Here is a 19,666-nt window from a genome sequence, read left to right on the forward strand (position 1 = left end):
GATCGAAGGACCCGTCAGTCCTGCTTGCGATAGCTCGTATCGACCACCTGGAAATGGCTTTCGAGGAAGTAGAGGCCCTCGTCGATGCCGCGGCCGACCTCGGTCAGGAGATCCTCGGTGAGGTCGTCACCGGCCTCGCCGGCTTCCTCGACACCCTTCATCAGGGCGGCCGACCACTTGGCATAGGAATCGGACAGGCGGCGCAGATGACCTTCGGTATCAACGAGATCCAGCGGATAGGCGTCCAGCAGCGAGTTCTCGGCCGCCGCATGGACGGTGCCATGGGCCTGTCCACCGATCGCGGTGAGGCGCTCGGCGATCGAATCGACGAATTCCTCCGCCTCTTCGTGCAGTTCGTCGAACAGCTTGTGAACGGCGATGAAGTTCATGCCCTTCACGTTCCAGTGGGCCTGCTTCGTCTGGTAGGTCAGGTCGAGCGCCGTCGCCAGATGAGCCTGGAGGAGTTCGACCATCGCGCCGCGCGTGTTCTCGGACAGCGGATGCTTGGTCGGATGGAGAGTTGCCTGACGTTTCGTGGCCATGGTCTGTCACCTTCGAATTCTACGTATCGTTCGTGCCTCGGTGGAGCGCTGTCCCACAGGTGGGAACGCCAACGGCGCGAGGGCCGCGTGAGCGAGGCTTCGTTGCGGTAATAGACACGCTTCGCGACGGTTCCATTATAGGCCGGTGACCGCTGCGTTCACGAGACCGTGTGCGTCACGAGGACGCGCTTTCCTCGCCCTCGGCGCAATCGAGGCAACTGCCGATCAGCTCGATATTGGCGCGGCGCACGGCGAATCCCTGGCGCCGGCCCTTGCGCAGCAATTCGTCGGCGAGGTCGTCGTCCTCGAATTCCGTCACATTGCCGCAGGTCTCGCAGATCATGAAGCCGGTCGCCGTGTGCTCGCTGCACCCGCCATGACTGCAGGCGACGAAGGCATTCAGGCTTTCGAGCCGGTGAGCCGCTCCGTCGCCCACGAGCCTGTCGAGCGCGCGGTAGACCTGCAGGGGCGCCTTGAGGCCCTCGGGTCGGAGCTTGTCGAGAAGGGCGTAGGCGCTCATCGGACGGGTCGCCGCCCGCAATTCGTCGAGGACCAGCGTCTGGTTGCGCGTCAGCTTCCGGGCCGGTGCATGGGAATGCTCGGAATGGGCGTGATCATGGTTCATGCGGCTGTCTACCCGTCCTTCCCGGTTTGGCTGTCGCGTGCAGCCTGCCGTGGGAACATAGTCGATGGCGGGCCGGACTGCGATGGGCGCGGACCATGCAGGCAATTTCGCAAGGCGAACCGGGGCTCGTCGAAGCGGTCTTGTCTCCTGCGGCCTTTCCCATGCACAACGGGCGCCGAGTACGTCCTTACGTCCGTCAGATGGAATCCGCCATGCCCTATACCCTCGGTCTCGACCTCGGCACATCCTCCCTCAAGGCACTGATCGTAGGCGAGGACGGCAAGCCCGTCGCCTCCGCGAGCGAGAGCCTGAGCGTGGAGCGGCCGGCCTTCGGATGGTCCGAACAGAACCCGGAGAGCTGGATCGTGGCCTGCGAGGCGGTTCTTTCGCGGCTGAAGTCCGAACACCCGGATGCCCTCGCCAAAGTCGCCGGGATCGGCCTGTCCGGCCATATGCATGGCGCGACGCTCGTCGGCGAGGACGGGCGCCCCTTGCGTCCCTGCATTCTCTGGAACGACACCCGATCGGCGAAGGAGGCGGCCGAACTCGACGATGCCGAGGCGCGCGCGATCACCGGCAATATCGTCTTTCCGGGTTTCACGGCCCCCAAGCTCGACTGGGTGCGCCGTCACGAGCCCGAAATCTTCGACAAGGTCTCGGTGGTTCTCCTGCCGAAGGATTATCTGCGCCTCTGGCTGACCGGCGAACGGGTCTCGGAGATGTCCGATGCGGCGGGAACCGCCTGGCTCGACACGGGCGGGCGGGACTGGTCGGACAGGATGCTGGAGCGCACCCATCTGACGCGTTCGCAGATGCCGAGGCTCGTGGAAGGGACCGAGGTGTCTGGCACGCTTCGCGGCGAACTCGCCGAGCGCTTCGGGCTCGGGCGGGGTGTCGTCGTCGCGGGCGGTGCGGGCGACAATGCGGCATCGGCCTGCGGCGTCGGGGTGTCCGAGCCGGGAAGCGGGTTTCTCTCCCTCGGAACGTCCGGCGTCCTCTTCACGCCGGCGGCCGGATACGATCCGGCCCCTGATACCGCGATCCACACCTTCTGCCACGCGCTGCCGGGGCTCTGGCACCAGATGGGCGTCACCCTCTCGGCGGCCGGTTCGATCGATTGGCTCTCCAAGCTTCTGAAGGAGGCGCCGGGCGACCTCACCGGCCGGCTGCCGCAGGAGATTTCGGCCCCCGGCCGCGAGATGTTCCTGCCCTATCTTTCGGGCGAGCGTACCCCGCACAACGATGCCGAAATCCGCGGCGTCCTCACCGGTCTGCAGTCCGATACGGATCGGGATGCGCTGACCCGGGCCGTGATGGAGGGCGTCGCCTTTTCCATGCGGGACTGCCTCGAGGCGGGCGCGGCGAATGCGCGTCCGACGCGCCTCGTCGCGGTCGGTGCCGGCTCGCGCTCGCCCTACTGGTTGAGTCTGCTCGCGACGGTCCTCGATACGCAGGTCGTGTTGCCGGAGGCTGGCGATTTCGGCGCGGCCCTCGGCGCTGCCCGCCTCGGCCTGTGCGCGGCGACCGGCGATGATCCGGCGACCATCATGACGATGCCGCCGATCGCGCGAAGCTTCGAGCCGAAGGCGGAGCTGCGCGCAGAATTCGGCGAGGCCTATCGGCGCTATCGCGACCTCTATCCGGCTCTGCGGGCCCTCGCGTCGTAACCACGAACGCCTGAGCGGGCGCGCCGCCCATTGCTCATCCGGCGGCGCGCCCGAAGGTCTGTTCCGGCCCCTCCCATGACGGGCCGGGGATATCGAAGATCGGTTCGATGCGATGGCGCGGATCGCGCTTGTCCGCCCTCGCGGCAAGGCCGTGCGGCGTCTTCTCCCAGTCGTGCGGGCGCAGGAAAAGCTGCCAGACGGCCCGGTAGCTCGCCGCCGAGACGAGCAGCCAGTAGAGCGGGACCAGTGGCAGGAAGCGAAGGGAGCCTTGCCATTCGCTCGGCGCCGAGCCGCGCCACACGAGAGCGACGAAACTCCCGTAGCCGCCCGCGAGAATCAGCATGTCGAGGATCAGGAGATCGGTCGAGAGCAGCGATGGCCAGCCGGTCTGCCGGAGCATGGACATGGTCATGGCGAGGAAGAGGAAGGCGAAGGGGAAGAGAAGCGCGGAACTGACCATGCCGTGAAAGATGAGCTGGAACGCGGCAAAGCGTCGGAAGCCCAGTTCCCGGTAAAGACGAACCGGGTCCCGCATGTGCACGGCATAGGTCTGGAGCCAGCCCTTCAGCCAGCGCGTTCGTTGCCTGAACCAGATGGGAAGCGTTTCCGGCGCCTCCTCGAAAGTGGGAAGGCTAAGGGTCCCGATCTCGTAGCCCTGCCGGCCGAGGCGAATGCCGAGATCTGCGTCCTCCGTCACATTGTGCGAGTCCCATCCGCCGACGGCTCGCAGATGATCGACCCGGAAATGATTGCTCGTGCCGCCGAGCGGAACGGGCAGGGTCTCCCCGGCGAGGAAGGGAAGCAGCGCGCGGAACTGCGCCGCGTATTCCATCGCGAAGACGGCCGGAAGGAAACGCTCGCCACCATTCGTGACGACCAGGGGAGACTGGAGGCAGGCAAGCCTCTCGCCCGCGCTGCGGTAGCGGTCCGAGGCCTCGACGAGCTGGCCCGGATGGGGGCGATCCTCAGCGTCGTAGAGGACGAGATAGCGGCCGCGGGCGATCGGCAGAACGTGATTGAGGGCCTTGGGCTTGGTGCGCGGCGAACCCGGCGGGACCGTTACCACGCAGAATTGCGGCTTGTCGGCGGTGTGGCGTCGGCAAGGCTCGATCGTTCCGTGATCGTCGGCCTCACAGACGAGAAAGATCTCGGTGCGCGATTTCGGCCAGTCGAGGGCATCGAGATTGGCGACGAGGGCGGCCACCATCTCGTGTTCGTGGTGAAGGGGGACGACGACGGTGTAGATCGGTGCTGGTTCCTCCGATGGCGAATGCGGGGCGGGCGGCGCCCTGTGCCTCGCGAAGGCCGCCACCGCCCGGAGACAGACCCAGGCCGTGAACCAGAAAGCGCAGACGAGATGGACGATCAGGACGATCGTCCAGAAGCGGGTCGCGAGACCGAATGCGAGGACGGCGAGGAGAAGGGCGAGCGCCGCGCCCTGGCCGGCGGAGAGCACGATCCGGGCCGACTGGTCGATCCGCTCGGCCGAGAGGCTGAGGGTCGCGCGCTCGAGGCGCTGCTTCTCGTCGGTCTGGAACCGCCTCTCCCGGATCTTCGCCTCGGTCGTCACCCGGCAGCGTGCTGCAAGGGCGGGGTCCTTCGCGAGAATGGATTTCAGCGCGCTCAGCTCTTCGATACGCGGATGGAAGAAGATGCGATGTTCGAGATCCGTGGTCGACGTTTCGAGGGCGCCGGGGATCGGTCCGCAGCCGCCCTGCCGCTCCATGAGCACCAGATGATCCGGTCCCGGCGCCTCGACCGGGATGCCGAGACAGGCGCTGGCGCCACGCGCATAGTCCTCGGCGCCGACGACCCGGTTGGCGATCAGCTCGGCGGCGAGATCCGTCCCGTTGGCCAGGGCTCGCTGGCGCGCGTGCGCGATGTCGCGGGCGCCGAGAGACAGACGGGCCGACAGGTCGTCGAGCAAAGGGTCGACGGAAGATCCGGCGTCCTCGGACAGTTTGGCGATGGAAGGGAGGCGAATCTTCCAGCGCGGTGCCGGGCAGGGCGGCGCGGCATCGATCGCGAATGGCAGCGTGCGGCCGCCTGCGATGAGATCAGGCTCGACAACGCTCACGGAATAGACCACCCAATACGCGACCCTCCGGACGGATCGTGGCGCGATACTGCCTGCCGTCCCCTGTAGTTGAAGAGTGCACGCGATGGACGAGCCGACAAACAAACCGAAGCGCGAGATTCTCGCGCGAGCGTTGAAAGTTTGGACGATTCTCGCTCTTGCCGGGCTTGTCGGCGCTGCCGCACCGGGGCAGGCGAGGGCGCAGGACGGCGAGCTTCCGAATTTCATCGACCAGCGCCAGCGCTCGACCCAGCCGAAGCTTCCCGACCTGCAGCGTCTGCGCTTCCTGACGGCGACGGACTATCCGCCCTTCAATTTCCTCGACGATCGCGGCCGTCTCGTCGGCTTCAACGTCGATCTCACCCGCGCGATCTGCGAGGAACTCAACATCCTGCCGATCTGCCAGGTGGAGGCGCTCGCCTTCGGAGAGCTCGCCGATACGCTTCGCGGGGGTGGCGGCGAGGCCATCATCGCGGGCCTTGCGGTCAATCCCCAGACGCGCAACGAGTTCGCCTTCACCCAGTCCTATCTGCGCTTCCCGGCGCGGTTCGTGACGCGCAAGGACAGGATGATCGAGGCGCCCGCCGCTGAAAATCTTCAGGGCAAGACGGTGGGGCTTCTTCAGGGGAGCGCGCAGGCGGCGATGTTCGACGCCTTCTTTCCAGGCGCCGCGTCACGCCGCTTCGAGGATCGCAGCCAGGCTCTGGAGGCCGTGAAGTCCGGCGAGGTCGACGCCTATTTCGGCGACGGCGTCAGCCTGTCGTTCTGGCTGGAAAGCGAGCCGGCCGAGGGCTGCTGCGCCTTTTCCGACGGACCGTTCCTGTCGGACCAGTATCTGGGCGAGGGGCTCGCCATCGCGGTCCCGGCGGACGACCGGGAGCTCGCGCGCGTTCTCGACTATGCCCTCGTCCAGGTCGTCGAAAGCGGGAAATTCTCCGAACTGCTGCTGCGCTACTTCCCGGTCGATCCCTGGTAGGCCCGCGCCGGCGCCTCAGTGCAGGCGGCGATAGCGTACCCGGGCGGAGTGCTCGATCGCACCGGAGGTCAGGCGGTCCATGTCGAAGGTATCGCGCAGCATCTCCAGAAGGCGCAGTTCGGACTGTGTGGTGCGGATATCGGCCGAAATCACCTCCACGGCGAGCGCGTAGGCGGTCTCGTAGAGACGCACCGGCACCACCGAGACCAGATGTTCGATGATGGCGTCGATGCCGTCGTCGCTCGACAGGAGGCTGGCATTTCGATCGGCGATGTCGGGAAGGCGGCCGCGATCGAAGCTTTCGAAGACCGGCAGGAAGGAGATCAGCTCGTCGACCTCGCGCAATTCCTTGTCGCTGATCGCTCCGTCTGCGGCAGCCGCCGCGAGCATCAGCTGGATCAGCGCGTCCTGGATTTGTCCGTCGGACATCCGGTTTCCTCTTCGTCGTTCCGTTCGAAGGCCTAGCTAGGCAGCCGGTGGCCGCCGAACAAGTCCGAAGGCCCCTCGGCCGGACGGCGGCAAGGTTGACGGGACCCGCGTTCCCTTCATAGAGCAGGAGGGCGCTGCATCTTCGCAACGTCCCCGACGAGACCTCGTGTCCGGTCCGAGGCGCCTTTCGGCCATCGGCGAATGGGCGTGAGCCGTTAGTTTCGAAAATCCGGTGCGAAACCGAGACATCGGGGCGTAAGGATGCCGATCGCGCGATCGGACCGCCTTCTCCCTGCCCAACCCTGGACGACCAAGAGCCATGACACCGCAAGCCGTGCCCTCCCAGATCGCCGAACTCGCGACGAGTTCCAATGCCTGGCCGTTCGAGGAAGCACGCAAACTCGTCAAGCGGTTCGAGGCCGGCGGCATGCCGGAAACGGTTCTGTTCGAGACCGGCTACGGCCCGTCCGGCCTGCCGCATATCGGCACCTTCGGCGAGGTGCAGCGCACGACCATGGTGCGCCATGCCTTCGAGGTGATGACGCAAGGCGCGGTCGCGACCAAGCTGATTTGCTTCTCCGACGACATGGACGGGTTGCGCAAGGTGCCCACGAACGTGCCGAACCGCGAGATGATGGAGACCCATCTCGGCAAGCCCCTGTCGCGCGTGCCGGACCCGTTCTCCAATGAGTATCCCTCCTTCGCCGCCCACAACAATGCCCGGCTGCGCGCCTTTCTCGATGCGTTCGGCTTCGACTACGAGTTCGCGTCGGCGACCGAGGTCTACACCTCGGGCCGGTTCGACGAGACGCTGCTGAAGATGCTCGCCGTCTATGACGAGGTGATGGAGATCATCCTGCCGACGCTGGGACCTGAACGGCGCGGGACCTATTCGCCCTTCCTGCCGATCCATCCGAAAACCGGCATCGTCCTCCAGGTGCCGATGGTCGATCGCGATCCCGAGCGCGGCATGATCGCCTATCTCGATCCCGAGACGGGCGAGCGGATCGAGACGGCGGTCACCGGCGGGGCGGTCAAGTGCCAGTGGAAGGCCGACTGGGCGATGCGCTGGGCAGCGCTCGGCGTCGACTACGAGATGGCCGGCAAGGATCTCATCGAATCGGTGAACCTCTCCTCGAAGATCTGCCGGGCGCTCGGCGCGCGCCCGCCCGAGGGGTTCAACTACGAGCTCTTCCTCGACGACAACGGGGAGAAGATCTCCAAGTCGAAGGGCAACGGCCTGACGATCGACGAATGGCTGACCTATGCCTCGCCGGAAAGCCTCGCCTTCTTCATGTTCAACAAGCCGAAGGCGGCCAAGAAGCTCCATTTCGACGTGATCCCGAAGGCCGTCGACGACTACTATCAGTTCGTCTCGGCCTATCAGCGGCAGGACGAGAAGCAGCAGCTTCAGAACCCCGTCTGGCACATCCATTCCGGCGAGCCGCCGGCGGAGGCGATCAAGGTTCCGTTCGCCATGCTGCTGAACCTCGTCTCGGCCTCGAACGCGTCCAATGCCGAAACCCTGTGGGGGTTCATCTCGCGCTATTACGAGGGCGTCACGCCGGCGAGCGATCCGCGGCTCGATCATCTCGTCGGCTATGCGATCCGCTATTACGACGACTTCGTGAAGCCGGCGAAACGGTTCCGGGCACCGGACGAGGTGGAGCGCCGGGCGCTCGTAACCCTCGACGGGAAACTCGCCGAGCTTCCCCGCGACGCCGATGCCGCGACCATCCAGGACGCGCTTCTCGATGTCGCGCGGCCGATCCCGCGTTACCAGGACGAGAAGAAGAAGGGGCCCGATGGCGGGCCGGGGGTCTCGGGCGAATGGTTCCAGGCGCTCTACGAGGTGCTTCTGGGACAGGAGAAGGGCCCGCGCTTCGGCTCCTTCGTGGCGCTTTACGGGATCGACGAGACGCGGGCCATGATCGCCGACGCGCTTGCCGGCCGCTTCACGGCCGAGGCGTGAGGCTCGGGGGCGGCTCGCCCCAGATGCCGAGGCGTGCCCTTCGGGCCTGCGCCTCGGCCTCGCCATAGGGGCCGCCTGCCTCGGCCCGTGCCCATCCATTGGCGACCACCCATTGCGCGACGTCCTCTCCGGCCAGAGTGCAGGCGGAGGTGACGGTCTCCTCGCGCCGGCCGAAATTCTCCGGCGCTTCGCATTCCACCGAGCGGCCCCTGAGATAGGTGCGGAACGCCGTTCGCGCCCTTGCGCCGCAGAGCCATTGCGCACCGCTTTGGCCGCAGCGCTCGCTGGATGACAGGCCTTCCACACCGGGAAGGACGACGATGCCCTCGCCGACGGCAAGGCGTGCCGTGTCGAGCGCGACCGGGCGCGGCAGGAGGCGCAGGCGAACGGGATCGGGCGCTTCGGCCGGCGCTGCGATCTGCGAGAGCGGTTCGCGCGGGGGCAGTCGGCGAAGCTCGCCCGGAGGCGCGGTGCCGTCGACGCCCACCGTACTCTCGCCGGAAGACGGGCTGTCATCCGCTGTGTCACCACCCGGATCTGGGCGTCCGGTCTGCCTCGCAACAGCGCCTTCGGCCTCCGGTTCGGACATGACCTCGCGGGTCTCGCCTGCCCCGTCCATGCCCTCGGTCTCGATCGCTGCGGGGGCGAAGAGGTAGAGCCCCAGCGCCAGAGCGAGCGGGCCGGAGGCGGTGAGGGCGAGGGAAGAGAACGTCCGCATCCGAACGGCCCGCTACTGGCTCGCCCAGAGAATCCGCGCCATCCAGTCGATATCCTCGATCGCGAATTGGCGCACCGGAAAGTCCGGATTGACGGAGGCGAGTTCCAGGGTGCGGGCCGTCCGCCGCTGGAGGATCTTCGCCATCACCTCTCCGGCGCGGGTGCGGACCACCACGCGGTCGCCGCGCCGGACGGAGGCCGTGGGCGAGACGATGATCCGGTCGCCCTCCCGATAGAGCGGCTCCATGGACTTGCCCGAAACCTCGAGCGCATACATCGGCTCGCCGCTGGAATCGGGCAGGGTGATCTCGTCCCATCCGTGACCGGCCGGAAAGCCCGCATCGTCGAAGAACCCGCCTCCGCCGGCCTCGGCAAGGCCGAGAAGGGGAACAGAGATCGCCCGGTCGCGGATCGTCATCTGGGGGGGCGATCGCTCGCCCGAGACGAGAACCGCGAATTCGGCGAAGGAGGAGTTCACCGCCTCGACCACCTTGGCGATCGATTCGGTCGACGGCCACCGCGCCCGCCCGTCCGCGCTCATGCGTTTGGACTTGTTGAAGGTGGTGGGGTCGAGGCCCGCCTTCTTCGCAAGGCCCGAGGGCGTGAGACCGTGACGCGCCGCCAGGCCATCGATCGCCGACCAGATACTCTCGTGCGAAAACATGGGCCTCGCTATCCGAACGGAGTGAGGAAAATTGTCCTTAATAGGGCTTACGTGGTCTCTTGGCATTTGTCCATCGTGACCGGTACCGGACGGCCGAACGCCCATCCTTGTCCACCATGGGGGAAGGACGTCGAGGATCGCGGCAGGACAGGACCGGGCAAGTCCCGCCACCTCATGCTGCAGGTTCGGCGGACCCGGGTTCAGGCGCGGTGGGGAAGCGATTGCGACGAGATGTTCTCGGCTGCGCGAACGAAGGACGGCATGCGGGAGGCCGCATCCCTCGTCGATCGCCTCGCCAAAACGGGCGAAAGTGCCCTTTCGCAAGCCAGAAGTTCACGGTTTGCGGTCGGCTCCTGGGGAGCGAGCGCGGAAAGGAGCTTCTGCAAGCCGAGATTGTAGTTGCGAAGGCCCGCGACCATCAGGTGCAACTGCCCGTCCTCGGTGAAATCGCCCTGGAATTCGCCAGCCGGCTGCCGGTGACAGGCGATCGGTCTGTCGTCGAACATGACATGACTCTCCGATGAAACGCTGCGGATAAAATTCCCGTCACCTGTAGGGGGATACTACACCCGGGGCCGATCGAACGAAAGGGGGCCGCCACCGGCGGCGACGTCATTTCGTGTTTCCGAATCAGTCCGTTCCGCCGAATTGTCCCGAGGCGCCGGTGCTGCGGGCTCTTCGCCCCAGGTGCCGGACGCGCCATATGGTTTCTCCCCGGTGAACGAAGAACGGAGACGTGGCGGTGGCGCAGGAGAGGATCAGGGTCCTCGTTCACGGCCGGGTCCAGGGCGTGGGCTTTCGCGCATGGACGCGGCAGGCTGCCGAGATGCGGAGGCTGACCGGCTGGTGCCGCAACCGGTCCAGCGGCGCCGTTGAGGTCCTCGCCGCCGGCGCGAGCGAGGATCTTCGGCGATTTCTCGCCGATCTCGAAGAGGGGCCCTCGCTTGCGGCGGTGGATCGCGTGGAGAGGATCGATATAGGCGAGGACGGCGGCGAGGATTTCGCGGTTCTCGAAAACTTCGAGATCAGGCCGACCGCCTGATCATCCGCGCGCCTCGTCCGCTTCGGACAGGCTTACGACCGGGCCGAAGATCGCCTCGAAATTGCGTCTGAGCAGCGTATCGACTTCGGGCATGGAGACGAGGTGCCCGAGATCGGCGAGGCTCGTGACCCCGAATTCGCGGACGCCGCAGGGCACGATGCCGGAAAAATGGTCGAGATCGGGGTCGACGTTCAGCGAGATGCCGTGGAACGTGACCCATTTGCGGACCCGGATGCCGATCGCCGCGATCTTGTCCTCGGCCAGGGCGCCGTTCGCGAGCGGCGGCCGCTCGGGCCGCTCCACCCAGACGCCGACCCGTTCCTCGCGGCGCTCGCCCTTGATGTGAAACTCCGCGAGGGTCGCGATGATCCAGGCTTCGAGCGCGGCGACGAAGGCGCGCACGTCCTGCCGCCGTCGCTTCAGGTCGAGGCAGACATAGGCGATGCGCTGGCCCGGCCCGTGATAGGTGTATTCGCCGCCTCTGCCGGCCTCGAACACCGGAAAGCGGGATGCATCGATGAGGTCGGCGGCGTTCGCCTTCGTCCCGGCCGTGTAGAGCGGGGGATGCTCGAGAAGGAAAATCGTCTCCGGCGCCTCGCCGAGATCGATCGCGGCCACGCGTTCCTCCATGAGGGCGAGGGCCTGCGGATAGGGCGTGAGGCCGCCCAGAATCGTCCACGCGACCGGTGGCGCGCCCTCGGCGGGCAGGAACTGCCGGGCATTCGTGGAAAGACGCGGCCCCGCCGCGGGGGCAGGGAACGAAGCGGGAGAGAGGTCGGCCATCGCGGCAAGATAGTCGGCGATCGCGGGCCACGAAAGATCCTCCGCACCGCCGCCTCTGATCGGCGCGAACATTTCCCTTGCTCTGCCGTCGAGAATTGCTCTTGCGGCCTTCGGCAAGTCTTGTTACATGCCCGCTCACCGAAGCGATACCAACGCTTCGGACACGGCGTGCGGTCGTGGCGGAATTGGTAGACGCGCAGCGTTGAGGTCGCTGTGGGGCAACCCGTGGAAGTTCGAGTCTTCTCGACCGCACCATTACTTTTCGGGGCAGTTGATTTCATTAAGGAAATCGCCCTGAACCCCGCACTTCCTGCAAGGTGCGGGGATAGACTGTCCCCCTCGCATTTCGCTTCAGCTTCGAGGTTGCTCATGCAGCCCGACGTCGGCGATTATCGGATCAGGTATAGAGCAAGGTAACGGCGCAGCCGGTCCTGCGTCCTTCCGGCCATTTTCCCGAATGTCGTAAGCGAGGCCTGCTGACGATCCTGTGTCGTCTATGGCGCGATCGCGCCTTTCGCCGGCCGGCGAAAGCCTCTAGAGCCTCCTCAACGCAGCTGTTCGCGCTTGAGCCCGGAGAGGGAGGGATCATGATCGAAACCCTGGATGCACGCCGCACCTCGGAGCAGGCTCGCGACCTCGGCATCTATGACGAGGACGGCTTCGTCGAAAGCGCGTTCCTGTCGCGAATCGAGGATCTGGTCGAGGCGGAAAACGCGCCGACGCTCAAATCCCTCGTCGAGCCCCTGCACGAGTCCGAACTCGGCGACATTCTCGAAACTCTCGACAACGAGCCGCGCCAGGGCCTCGTGCGCCTTCTCGGCGAGGACTTCGACTATTCGGCGCTCACCGAGGTCGACGAGGCCATCCGCCTCTCGATCGTCGGCGCCATGCCCAATCCGCAGATCGCGGCCGCCCTCGGCGAACTCGATTCGGACGACGCGGTCTACATTCTCGAGGATATCGAGGAGGACGACCGCAAGGAAATTCTCGCCGCCTTGCCCTTCCGCGAGCGCATGCGGCTGCGCCGTTCGCTGGACTATCCGGAGGAATCGGCCGGTCGGCGCATGCAGACCGAGTTCGTCGCGGTTCCGCCCTACTGGTCGGTCGGCCAGACCATCGACTACATGCGCGAGGACGAGGACCTGCCGACCTCTTTCGCCCAGATCTTCGTCGTCGATCCGATGTTCAAGCTGATCGGCGCGGTCGAACTCGACCGGATCCTCCGGGCCAAGCGGCTGGAGAAGATCGACGAGATCATGCACGACACGCGCCACGCCATTCCGGCCGAGATGGACCAGGAAGAGGCCGCGCAGATCATCGAGCAATACGATCTTCTCTCCGCGGCCGTGGTCGACCGCGACGAGAGGCTCGTGGGCGTCCTGACCATCGACGACGTGATCGACATCGTGCAGGCCGAGGCCGAGGAGGACATCAAGCGCCTCGGCGGTGTCGGCGACGAAGAGATCTCCGATACGGTTCTGACGGCGGTGCGCTCGCGCTTCACCTGGCTTCTCGTCAATCTTGCGACCGCGATCCTCGCCTCCCTCGTGATCGGCCTGTTCGATGCGACGATCCAGCATATGGTCGCGCTCGCCGTCCTGATGCCGATCGTCGCGTCCATGGGTGGAAATGCGGGGACGCAGACCATGACGGTCGCCGTGCGCGCGCTCGCCTCGCGCGATATCGATCTGCGCAATGCCGGGCGAATCATCCGGCGCGAAAGCCTGATCGGGCTCGTGAACGGCGTTCTCTTCGCGGTCATCATCGGCCTCGTCGCGGCCGTCTGGTTCCAGGATGCCGGTCTCGGCCAGGTGATCGCGATCGCCATGATCGTCAACATGATCGCCGCCGCGCTCGCCGGGATCCTGATCCCGCTCGTCCTCGACAATCTCGGCGCCGACCCGGCTCTGGCTTCCGGCACCTTCGTCACCACGGTCACGGACGTCGTCGGCTTCTTCGCCTTTCTGGGGCTCGCGGCCTGGTGGTTCAATCTGTGATGTCGCGGCGGAAGCGGATTTGACTTTTACGTAAATCTGGCTTCATGCATCGCAGGACCGGGCGGCAGCGGAGCGCCGCCCGAACGGAAGGCGCGCGACCACCATGCAGGACGAATTTTTCTCGATTTCCGATCTGACGCGCGAGTTCGACGTGACGACGCGGACCATCCGCTTCTACGAGGACGAGGGGCTGATCCATCCGGTTCGCCGCGGCCGCACGCGGCTCTTCCGCCAGTCCGACAGGCAGCTTCTGCGCAACATCCTGCGCGGCAAGCGGCTCGGCTTCTCGATCGCCGAGATCCGCGAGATCGTCGGCATGTACAAGGCACCGCCGGGCGAGGTGGGGCAGCTCCAGTCGATTCTCGGAAAGGTGCGCGCACGAAAGGCCGAGCTCGAACAGAAGCAGCGGGACATCTCCGACCTCCTCAGCGATCTGAAGAATGCCGAGGAGACCTGCGAGGCCCGCCTCTCCGAGATCGGCGAGACGGCCGGCCAGTCCTGAAGGGTCAGCCGCCGGAGCCCGGAGCCGCGGCACCGAAGCCTTCGCGCTCATAGCTTTCATAGGAGCAGCGCTGCGTGATGTCGCGCACGCTCTGTCGCTGGATCTCGTCCAGCTGCCCGGCCATCATGGACCCGAAGAGCCCGGTCTCGTCGAGCGCCGTCTTCGAGCAGCTGCAATAGTTGGCGCAGAACGCCTCGCTATTGGTGGCAAGGCAGGTCTGGCGGCAGTCGCGCGAGAAGGCGAGGTTCGGATCGGGCGGAACGACGAGGGTCGCGAGGAAGACGAGACCGAACAGAACCGGCTGGTGGATCAGGTAGAAGGCCAGCGAGTGACGGCCGAGCAGTGCCAGATGGCGCAAGGGCCCGAGCTTCGGATCGACGCTCCGCCGCACGAAGGCGAGGAGGTTTCGGTCCACCGTCAGCCGCCCGAAGGCGATGCCGAGAAGGACGACCCCGAAAAAGGGGAAGACCGGAACGAAATCGTTGGAGAAGGGCGGAGTCGCGTTGAGCCCGATCCAGACGAGATAGATCGGATCGAAGACCTCGCTGCGGAAGACGAAGGGCAGGGCGATCGCGCCGAGGCCGAGGAGGAAGGTGAGAGCGGCGGGAAGCCGGATGAAGAGAAGGCCTGCGAGCGAGGCGAAGGCGATGTGCTGCAGGATGCCGAAGAACACATAGCTTTCCGGCGTCACCACCATGGTGACGACCGTGATCGCGAGGCCGCCCGCGACGATCTGCGCGAGGCGCGTGAAGAAGGGTTTCCAGCGCACGCCCTTCGCATGGGCGAGGACGAGGCTGAAACCCACGAGGAACAGGAAGCTGGAGGCGATGCAGCGGGCGAAGACGATCCACCCACCGCTCGTCGCCATGCCGCGCGGCACATAGCCGAAATTGTCGAGATCCCAGGTGAAGTGGTAGATCGCCATGGCGACGAGCGCGAGGGCTCGTGCGACGTCGATGGCGACGACGCGGCCGCGCTCGCTCGGAGCGGGCGATTGTCCGGCCGAACCTTCGGGCGCGCGCGATGAAACGATTTCCGACATTTCCGGGCTTTCCCGTTCTGGATCGATCGGCTCCCTGCCTATCTTCTTTGGAGAGAGGCCGGAAGTGCCGGCAGGACCAAAGCCCAATCGAGAGACCATCATGAAGATCATCGAGGCGCATGGCGCGTCCATCCCCGCACTCGGGCTCGGAACCTACACGCTGAAAGGCGACCAGTGCGTCGATCTCGTCGCCAAGGCGATCGAGACCGGCTATCGCCACATCGATACCGCGCGCATGTACGAGAACGAGGCTTCGGTCGGCGAGGGCATCCGCCAGAGCGGCGCCGACCGCGCGGACCTGTTCGTGACCACCAAGGTCTGGTGGACCGACATCTCCGGCGCCCAGCTGATCGAGGCCGCCAAATCCAGCGTCGACAGGCTGGGCATCGGCCCGGTCGACCTGCTGCTGATCCACTGGCCCAATCCCGACATCGCGCTCGAGGAGAGTATCGACGCGCTGAACGGCGCGCTCGCCCAAGGCTTCACGAAGCATATCGGCGTCGCCAACTTCCCGAACGCGCTCTTCCGCGAAGCGGTCACGGTGTCCGACAAGCCCCTCGTCTGCAACCAGGTCGAGTATCACCCGATGCTGTCCCAGAACAGCGTTCTGGAGGCCTGCCGGCAGAACGGTTCGGCGATGATCTCCTATTCGCCCATCGGCAAGGGAGGCGATCTTCTCGGCCAGGAGCCGATCACGCGGATCGCCGAGGCGCACGGGCGCTCGCCCGCCCAGATCGTGCTCGCCTGGCATATGAGCCAGGACAATGTCGGCGCGATCCCCCGCACGTCGAACCCCGACCGCCTGTCCGAGAACATCTCGGTCTTCGACATCGAGCTCGGAGAGGACGAGATCGCGGAGATCTCCGCTCTCGCTTCGCCGGACGGGCGTCTCATCGATCCGTCCTTCGCGCCGGTCTGGGATCGCGACTGATGGATATCGAGCGCCTCGACGAGCTCTGGCAGCAGATTCTGCTGCGGGGCCGGATGGCGCTCGATTTCTTCTACCAGCCCTCGCAGATGGCCCAGGTCGGGGCCGTCCTCGTCTGTCTCGTGCTCGCCTTCGCCGCCGACCGGCTGACCCGAAAGCCGATCGAGCGCGAAGCCCGGCGCATCAAGGGAGCCCCGGGTCTCCTGCGCGTCGTCGTGGCGATCCGCCGGCGCATGGGCCTTCTCTATTTCGTCGTCTTCCTGTTCCTCGCGACGCTTCTCGACATCAGCGCGGGCGGGCCGAGAAGCGAGATCGTCTCGATCGTCTTCAAGCTGTCGCTGACGCTTCTCGTCATCTCGGTCTCCTCGCGCCTGGTGCGCAACCGCCTCCTGTCGCGCGCCATCACATGGATCGCCTGGGGCATCGTCGCGCTCTCCATCCTCGGCCTTCTGGGGCCGCTCACCGTCACGCTCGATGCGGCCGCCTTCTATGTCGGCGACAACCGCATCTCGGCGCTGATGATCATCAAGTCCATCCTGATCCTGGTCATCACGCTCTGGCTGGCGAGCCTCGTCGGCCGCTATCTCGACGGCCGGGTGCAGAAATCGGAAGAGCTGACGCCGACCCTTCGCGTCCTCATCGGCAAGTTCCTCAAGATCGGACTGATTCTCCTGTCGCTGACGGTCTCGCTGGCAGCCGTCGGCGTCGATCTCACGGCGCTGACCGTCCTTTCGGGCGCCATCGGCGTCGGTCTCGGCTTCGGCCTTCAGAAGGTCGTCTCGAACTTCATTTCCGGCATCATCATCCTTCTCGATCGCTCGATCAAACCGGGCGACACGATCTCCCTCGACAACACCTTCGGCTGGATCCGCGAACTGCGCGCGCGCTTCGTCTCGGTGGTGACGCGGGACGGCAAGGAATATCTCATCCCGAACGAGGACTTCATCACCAACAAGGTGATCAACTGGTCCTTCTCCAACGATCTCGTGCGGGTCGACGTGGAATTCGGCGTCTCCTACGATTCCGATCCCCACCACGTGATCGCGGTCGCCAAGGAGGCGACCTTGAGCGTCGAGCGCGTGGTGGGCCATCGCGGCGTCGTCTGCTGGATGACGGCCTTCGGCTCGTCCTCGATCGATTTCATCGTCCGCTTCTGGATCACCGACGCCCCGGCCGGGCTCGTCAACGTGAAGGGGCAGGTGCTGCTTGCGATCTGGGACGCCTTCAAGGCAGAAGGCATCAACATCCCGTTCCCCCATCGCGAGATCATCATGCGCACGCCCGTCGATCTCAACGTGAAGGACGCCGATTTCGAGATCCTGCGCAAATCCCGCCGCGAACCGGGCGAACCGCGCGAAGATGCCGAACCGGGCAAGCCCGGCGGCGCGGCGGGCGAACGATAGGCCATCATGTTCTTCTATCTCGCCAAGATCGGCTGGTTCGTCCTGCAGCCGCTGGTCGCCATCATCCTCGTCGCACTCGCCGGCTGGCTGGCCTTCGCCCTCAGACGGCGGCGCACTGCCAAGGGTCTCTTCGCGCTCTCGGCGCTGATGCTCGCCCTCGTCAGCCTCTCGCCGCTCGGTCTTGCGATGACCGCCTATCTGGAGAACCGGTTCGAACGGCCGGCGGTGATGCCGGCAAAGGTCGACGGGATCGTGGTTCTCGGCGGGAGTTTCGACACGCGTGTCGCCCGCACGCGCGGCTTGGTCGAACTCAACGAAGCGGCCGATCGCGCGACCGTCTCCATGGCGCTGGCGCGGGACTATCCGGATGCGAAGGTGCTGTTTTCGGGCGGCGTCGCGGCCGCCTTCAGCGACGATATTCCCGAGACCCAGTCGGCCGAACAGTTCTATCTGTCGCTCGGGCTCGACGCGAACCGCCTGATTCTGGATGGAGAGGCGCGCGACACCTTCGAGAACGCGCAGCGCGCCAAGGCGCTCGCCGATCCCCGGCCGGGAGAAACCTGGCTTCTCGTCACCTCCGCCTATCACATGCCGCGGGCCGTCGGCTGCTTCCGGCAGGTCGGCTTCGACGTGGTGCCCTATCCGGTGGATTACCGCACGCCCGCAGGAGCCGATGTCTGGCGTCCCTCGACGGCGACGACGCGCAATCTGGAAAAGGTCCACTTCGCGATCCGCGAATATCTCGGCCTTCTCGCCTACCGGCTCGCCGGGCGCACCGATGCGCTGATTCCGGCGCCTGCCGAGGTTTCGCTCAGGCCCGAGCCCGGCTTCTGACCGTGAGAGGCGTTCAGGCGTCCGGGGCCGGGATCGCCAGCCTGTAAATGCCCTTGAAGGCGTGCGGATCGACCACGCGGCCCTTGCGGCGGATGACGATCCGCGCCTTGTCCGCAAGCCGGATCGACTGGTGCCGGATGGTCGGCATCAGCCGTCGCCACCTTTTCTCGTCCGAGCCCGCGATCGCGCGGGCGACCTCCGATGGGCAGACCGTCTTGTCCGGTCCCCGCTCTGCGCACAGTGTCAGGATCGTGCGCGCGATCTCGTCGGAATCGATCCTTAATTCGGTCGCGCTCATGGGGCTTCTCCCGACCGATCGAGGTTCGCTTTCAGATTCTTGTAGGCCGGCGAGCGGAACTGCCGGTTCGCGATGATCGCGACGACGAAGACCGTCGAGGCGACGAGGACATAGGGCCCGAGAAACCAGCCGAGATAGGCGAGCGCGAAGAAGATCGCCCGAAGCCCGGCATTGAAGTTCCAGCCGGCCGAGACGTTGAGGGAGACGGCCCGGTCGAGGGCTGCCTCCGCCGCCTCCGGGTCCTTCTCCACATCGGCCCGCATCGGCAGCGCGCCGATCAGGATCGCGCAGTAGTTGAACAGCCGGTAGGACCAGGCGAACTTGAAGAAGGCGTAGGCGAAGATCACCACGAGGCCGAGGAGCTTGATCTCCACCAGAACCCTGTTAGAGGGCCCTGCCACCGAAAGATCGCGCGAGATCTCTGCGATGATCTCGGCCGAGCCCAGAAGCGCGAAGCAGCCGCCGATCGCGAAGATGCAGGCGGAGGCGAAAAAGCCCGTACCCTGCTGGAGGCTCGCCAGAACCGCCGTGTCGATCATTCTGAGGTCGCGGCCGAGCGCGGTGCGCATCCAGCGGGCCCGCTCCCTGTTCATGAGAGAGGAGAGGCTGCGGTCCGAATCGCACAGCGATTGCGTCAGCCGGTTGTAGCCGAGCCAGATGGCGACGTAGAGGCCGAGAGCGGCGAGATCCAACCAGTCGAGAGTCATGGAGAATGCATAGAGGGGCGCGTGTCTTTCGACCAGCCGGATTCGACAGGGCAGGGGCCGCCGTCATTCGCCAGTGGCTTCACGTTTCCTGTGAATCAATCACGGCGCAGGGTGCCGTTTGCGGGATGAAGACAAGGCGCGGGACCTTGGTAAGGGTCGGGTAAGCCATGCAAAATAGCGTGTCCCGACTTGCAATTTCGACCCACTTGCGAGGCGTTCGATTAACCTCTAATTAACGGCTTCGCTCGGACCGGGGAGGGGAAACTCGGGTCCGTGTGGGGGTTAAATTCTAAGGTCATGGCATTCATGGACGATAGCGTACACACCTCGCGCTGGGGCGTGACCGTTTGGACGGTCGCAGTGTTCTCCGCGATTATGGCATTTGGTTTCCTGTTCGCCGGCGCAGAGCCCGTCGCCGTGGCTGTTGCAGCCGGCTGACGCCCTCCGCGCGGCAGTGCCTT

General features: G+C 65.7%; 21 protein-coding genes and 1 tRNA gene. 11 read left to right on the forward strand and 11 right to left on the reverse strand.

The window, feature by feature from the left end:
• Positions 1-14 precede the first annotated feature (14 nt).
• Both dps and DYI37_RS04405 read right to left on the reverse strand, forming a co-directional pair.
• Entirely contained in the window at positions 15-542 is a 528-nt protein-coding gene (gene dps, locus DYI37_RS04400; protein WP_116682004.1) for a DNA starvation/stationary phase protection protein Dps, read from the reverse strand.
• 175 nt (positions 543-717) lie between these two features.
• Positions 718-1,167: a Fur family transcriptional regulator gene (locus tag DYI37_RS04405; protein WP_116682005.1), complete on the reverse strand. Its 450-nt coding sequence runs from the start codon at positions 1,165-1,167 to the stop codon at positions 718-720.
• 212 nt (positions 1,168-1,379) lie between these two features.
• Here DYI37_RS04405 and xylB point away from each other — a divergent pair, with 212 nt between their 5' ends.
• On the forward strand, positions 1,380-2,834 hold the full coding sequence (gene xylB, locus DYI37_RS04410) for a xylulokinase (protein ID WP_116682389.1): 1,455 nt from the start codon (positions 1,380-1,382) through the stop codon (positions 2,832-2,834).
• 34 nt (positions 2,835-2,868) lie between these two features.
• On the opposite strand, the gene DYI37_RS04415 is transcribed toward xylB, so the two are convergent.
• On the reverse strand, positions 2,869-4,911 hold the full coding sequence (locus DYI37_RS04415; protein WP_158555083.1) for a glycosyltransferase family 2 protein: 2,043 nt from the start codon (positions 4,909-4,911) through the stop codon (positions 2,869-2,871).
• Between the two features lie 85 nt (positions 4,912-4,996).
• Here DYI37_RS04415 and DYI37_RS04420 point away from each other — a divergent pair, with 85 nt between their 5' ends.
• Positions 4,997-5,887 (forward strand): transporter substrate-binding domain-containing protein, encoded by an 891-nt coding sequence (locus DYI37_RS04420; RefSeq protein WP_116682390.1) that lies wholly within the window; start codon positions 4,997-4,999, stop codon positions 5,885-5,887.
• Positions 5,888-5,902: 15 nt separating this feature from the next.
• On the opposite strand, the gene DYI37_RS04425 is transcribed toward DYI37_RS04420, so the two are convergent.
• Positions 5,903-6,316 carry a tellurite resistance TerB family protein gene (locus tag DYI37_RS04425; RefSeq protein WP_116682007.1) on the reverse strand — a complete coding sequence of 138 codons (414 nt, stop codon included), beginning with the start codon at positions 6,314-6,316 and terminating at the stop codon, positions 5,903-5,905.
• A gap of 319 nt (positions 6,317-6,635) precedes the next feature.
• Here DYI37_RS04425 and DYI37_RS04430 point away from each other — a divergent pair, with 319 nt between their 5' ends.
• The gene (locus tag DYI37_RS04430) at positions 6,636-8,288 is read left to right on the forward strand and encodes a lysine--tRNA ligase (protein WP_116682008.1); all 1,653 of its coding nucleotides are present in this window, start codon (positions 6,636-6,638) and stop codon (positions 8,286-8,288) included.
• On the opposite strand, the gene DYI37_RS04435 is transcribed toward DYI37_RS04430, so the two are convergent.
• From DYI37_RS04435 to DYI37_RS04445, 3 genes are all read right to left on the reverse strand, one after another.
• Positions 8,272-9,006, reverse strand: a complete 735-nt coding sequence (locus DYI37_RS04435) for a thermonuclease family protein (protein ID WP_116682009.1) — start codon at positions 9,004-9,006, stop codon at positions 8,272-8,274. The two genes, DYI37_RS04430 and DYI37_RS04435, sit on opposite strands and share 17 nt — an antisense overlap.
• A gap of 12 nt (positions 9,007-9,018) precedes the next feature.
• Entirely contained in the window at positions 9,019-9,669 is a 651-nt protein-coding gene (locus tag DYI37_RS04440) for a S24 family peptidase (protein WP_116682010.1), read from the reverse strand.
• A gap of 200 nt (positions 9,670-9,869) precedes the next feature.
• Complete coding sequence (locus DYI37_RS04445) at positions 9,870-10,175, reverse strand: hypothetical protein (RefSeq protein WP_116682011.1); 306 nt, start codon at positions 10,173-10,175, stop codon at positions 9,870-9,872.
• Positions 10,176-10,411: 236 nt separating this feature from the next.
• Between DYI37_RS04445 and DYI37_RS04450 the strand changes: the two genes are divergently transcribed.
• A complete protein-coding gene (locus DYI37_RS04450) occupies positions 10,412-10,711 on the forward strand; it encodes an acylphosphatase (protein ID WP_116682391.1) in 300 nt (99 codons plus the stop codon).
• On the opposite strand, the gene lipB is transcribed toward DYI37_RS04450, so the two are convergent.
• Entirely contained in the window at positions 10,712-11,494 is a 783-nt protein-coding gene (gene lipB, locus DYI37_RS04455; protein ID WP_116682392.1) for a lipoyl(octanoyl) transferase LipB, read from the reverse strand.
• 170 nt (positions 11,495-11,664) lie between these two features.
• Between lipB and DYI37_RS04460 the strand changes: the two genes are divergently transcribed.
• From DYI37_RS04460 to DYI37_RS04470, 3 genes are all read left to right on the forward strand, one after another.
• A tRNA-Leu gene (locus DYI37_RS04460) sits at positions 11,665-11,749 on the forward strand.
• Positions 11,750-12,081: 332 nt separating this feature from the next.
• Positions 12,082-13,491, forward strand: coding sequence for a magnesium transporter (mgtE, locus tag DYI37_RS04465; protein ID WP_116682012.1), 1,410 nt, complete (start codon positions 12,082-12,084; stop codon positions 13,489-13,491).
• A 103-nt stretch (positions 13,492-13,594) separates the two neighbouring features.
• The gene (locus tag DYI37_RS04470) at positions 13,595-13,993 is read left to right on the forward strand and encodes a MerR family transcriptional regulator (RefSeq protein ID WP_116682013.1); all 399 of its coding nucleotides are present in this window, start codon (positions 13,595-13,597) and stop codon (positions 13,991-13,993) included.
• Between the two features lie 4 nt (positions 13,994-13,997).
• Here the strand turns inward: DYI37_RS04470 and DYI37_RS04475 are convergent, their stop codons facing one another.
• Positions 13,998-15,035: a heparan-alpha-glucosaminide N-acetyltransferase gene (locus DYI37_RS04475; RefSeq protein WP_245413773.1), complete on the reverse strand. Its 1,038-nt coding sequence runs from the start codon at positions 15,033-15,035 to the stop codon at positions 13,998-14,000.
• A gap of 100 nt (positions 15,036-15,135) precedes the next feature.
• Here DYI37_RS04475 and DYI37_RS04480 point away from each other — a divergent pair, with 100 nt between their 5' ends.
• The 3 genes from DYI37_RS04480 to DYI37_RS04490 are packed head-to-tail and all read left to right on the forward strand — an operon-like array spanning position 15,136 to position 18,200.
• Positions 15,136-15,966, forward strand: a complete 831-nt coding sequence (locus tag DYI37_RS04480; RefSeq protein WP_116682014.1) for an aldo/keto reductase — start codon at positions 15,136-15,138, stop codon at positions 15,964-15,966.
• Positions 15,966-17,366, forward strand: a complete 1,401-nt coding sequence (locus DYI37_RS04485; RefSeq protein ID WP_116682015.1) for a mechanosensitive ion channel family protein — start codon at positions 15,966-15,968, stop codon at positions 17,364-17,366. The genes DYI37_RS04480 and DYI37_RS04485 overlap by 1 nt, the downstream gene beginning before the upstream one ends.
• 6 nt (positions 17,367-17,372) lie before the next feature.
• Positions 17,373-18,200 (forward strand): YdcF family protein, encoded by an 828-nt coding sequence (locus tag DYI37_RS04490; RefSeq protein WP_116682016.1) that lies wholly within the window; start codon positions 17,373-17,375, stop codon positions 18,198-18,200.
• Positions 18,201-18,213: 13 nt separating this feature from the next.
• On the opposite strand, the gene DYI37_RS04495 is transcribed toward DYI37_RS04490, so the two are convergent.
• Both DYI37_RS04495 and DYI37_RS04500 read right to left on the reverse strand, forming a co-directional pair.
• The gene (locus tag DYI37_RS04495; RefSeq protein ID WP_116682017.1) at positions 18,214-18,498 is read right to left on the reverse strand and encodes a DUF3253 domain-containing protein; all 285 of its coding nucleotides are present in this window, start codon (positions 18,496-18,498) and stop codon (positions 18,214-18,216) included.
• Positions 18,495-19,205: a DUF599 domain-containing protein gene (locus DYI37_RS04500; protein ID WP_116682018.1), complete on the reverse strand. Its 711-nt coding sequence runs from the start codon at positions 19,203-19,205 to the stop codon at positions 18,495-18,497. Before DYI37_RS04500 ends, DYI37_RS04495 begins: the two co-directional genes overlap by 4 nt.
• Before the next feature lie 306 nt (positions 19,206-19,511).
• Between DYI37_RS04500 and DYI37_RS20410 the strand changes: the two genes are divergently transcribed.
• The gene (locus tag DYI37_RS20410; protein WP_280986904.1) at positions 19,512-19,643 is read left to right on the forward strand and encodes a hypothetical protein; all 132 of its coding nucleotides are present in this window, start codon (positions 19,512-19,514) and stop codon (positions 19,641-19,643) included.
• The last annotated feature ends 23 nt before the right edge of the window (positions 19,644-19,666 follow it).

It is taken from the genome of Fulvimarina endophytica, assembly GCF_003403015.1.
Taxonomy (GTDB): Bacteria; Pseudomonadota; Alphaproteobacteria; order Rhizobiales; family Rhizobiaceae; genus Fulvimarina; species Fulvimarina endophytica.

Bases quoted from the DNA above. Each gene is read 5' to 3' on its own strand.
- dps (WP_116682004.1), bottom strand. From the start codon at position 542: ATGGCCACGAAACGTCAGGCAACTCTCCATCCGACCAAGCATCCGCTG.
- DYI37_RS04405 (WP_116682005.1), bottom strand. From the start codon at position 1,167: ATGAACCATGATCACGCCCATTCCGAGCATTCCCATGCACCGGCCCGG.
- xylB (WP_116682389.1), top strand. From the start codon at position 1,380: ATGCCCTATACCCTCGGTCTCGACCTCGGCACATCCTCCCTCAAGGCA.
- DYI37_RS04420 (WP_116682390.1), top strand. From the start codon at position 4,997: ATGGACGAGCCGACAAACAAACCGAAGCGCGAGATTCTCGCGCGAGCG.
- DYI37_RS04425 (WP_116682007.1), bottom strand. From the start codon at position 6,316: ATGTCCGACGGACAAATCCAGGACGCGCTGATCCAGCTGATGCTCGCG.
- DYI37_RS04430 (WP_116682008.1), top strand. From the start codon at position 6,636: ATGACACCGCAAGCCGTGCCCTCCCAGATCGCCGAACTCGCGACGAGT.
- DYI37_RS04435 (WP_116682009.1), bottom strand. From the start codon at position 9,006: ATGCGGACGTTCTCTTCCCTCGCCCTCACCGCCTCCGGCCCGCTCGCT.
- DYI37_RS04440 (WP_116682010.1), bottom strand. From the start codon at position 9,669: ATGTTTTCGCACGAGAGTATCTGGTCGGCGATCGATGGCCTGGCGGCG.
- DYI37_RS04445 (WP_116682011.1), bottom strand. From the start codon at position 10,175: ATGTTCGACGACAGACCGATCGCCTGTCACCGGCAGCCGGCTGGCGAA.
- lipB (WP_116682392.1), bottom strand. From the start codon at position 11,494: ATGGCCGACCTCTCTCCCGCTTCGTTCCCTGCCCCCGCGGCGGGGCCG.
- mgtE (WP_116682012.1), top strand. From the start codon at position 12,082: ATGATCGAAACCCTGGATGCACGCCGCACCTCGGAGCAGGCTCGCGAC.
- DYI37_RS04470 (WP_116682013.1), top strand. From the start codon at position 13,595: ATGCAGGACGAATTTTTCTCGATTTCCGATCTGACGCGCGAGTTCGAC.
- DYI37_RS04475 (WP_245413773.1), bottom strand. From the start codon at position 15,035: ATGTCGGAAATCGTTTCATCGCGCGCGCCCGAAGGTTCGGCCGGACAA.
- DYI37_RS04480 (WP_116682014.1), top strand. From the start codon at position 15,136: ATGAAGATCATCGAGGCGCATGGCGCGTCCATCCCCGCACTCGGGCTC.
- DYI37_RS04485 (WP_116682015.1), top strand. From the start codon at position 15,966: ATGGATATCGAGCGCCTCGACGAGCTCTGGCAGCAGATTCTGCTGCGG.
- DYI37_RS04490 (WP_116682016.1), top strand. From the start codon at position 17,373: ATGTTCTTCTATCTCGCCAAGATCGGCTGGTTCGTCCTGCAGCCGCTG.
- DYI37_RS04495 (WP_116682017.1), bottom strand. From the start codon at position 18,498: ATGAGCGCGACCGAATTAAGGATCGATTCCGACGAGATCGCGCGCACG.
- DYI37_RS04500 (WP_116682018.1), bottom strand. From the start codon at position 19,205: ATGACTCTCGACTGGTTGGATCTCGCCGCTCTCGGCCTCTACGTCGCC.
- DYI37_RS20410 (WP_280986904.1), top strand. From the start codon at position 19,512: ATGGACGATAGCGTACACACCTCGCGCTGGGGCGTGACCGTTTGGACG.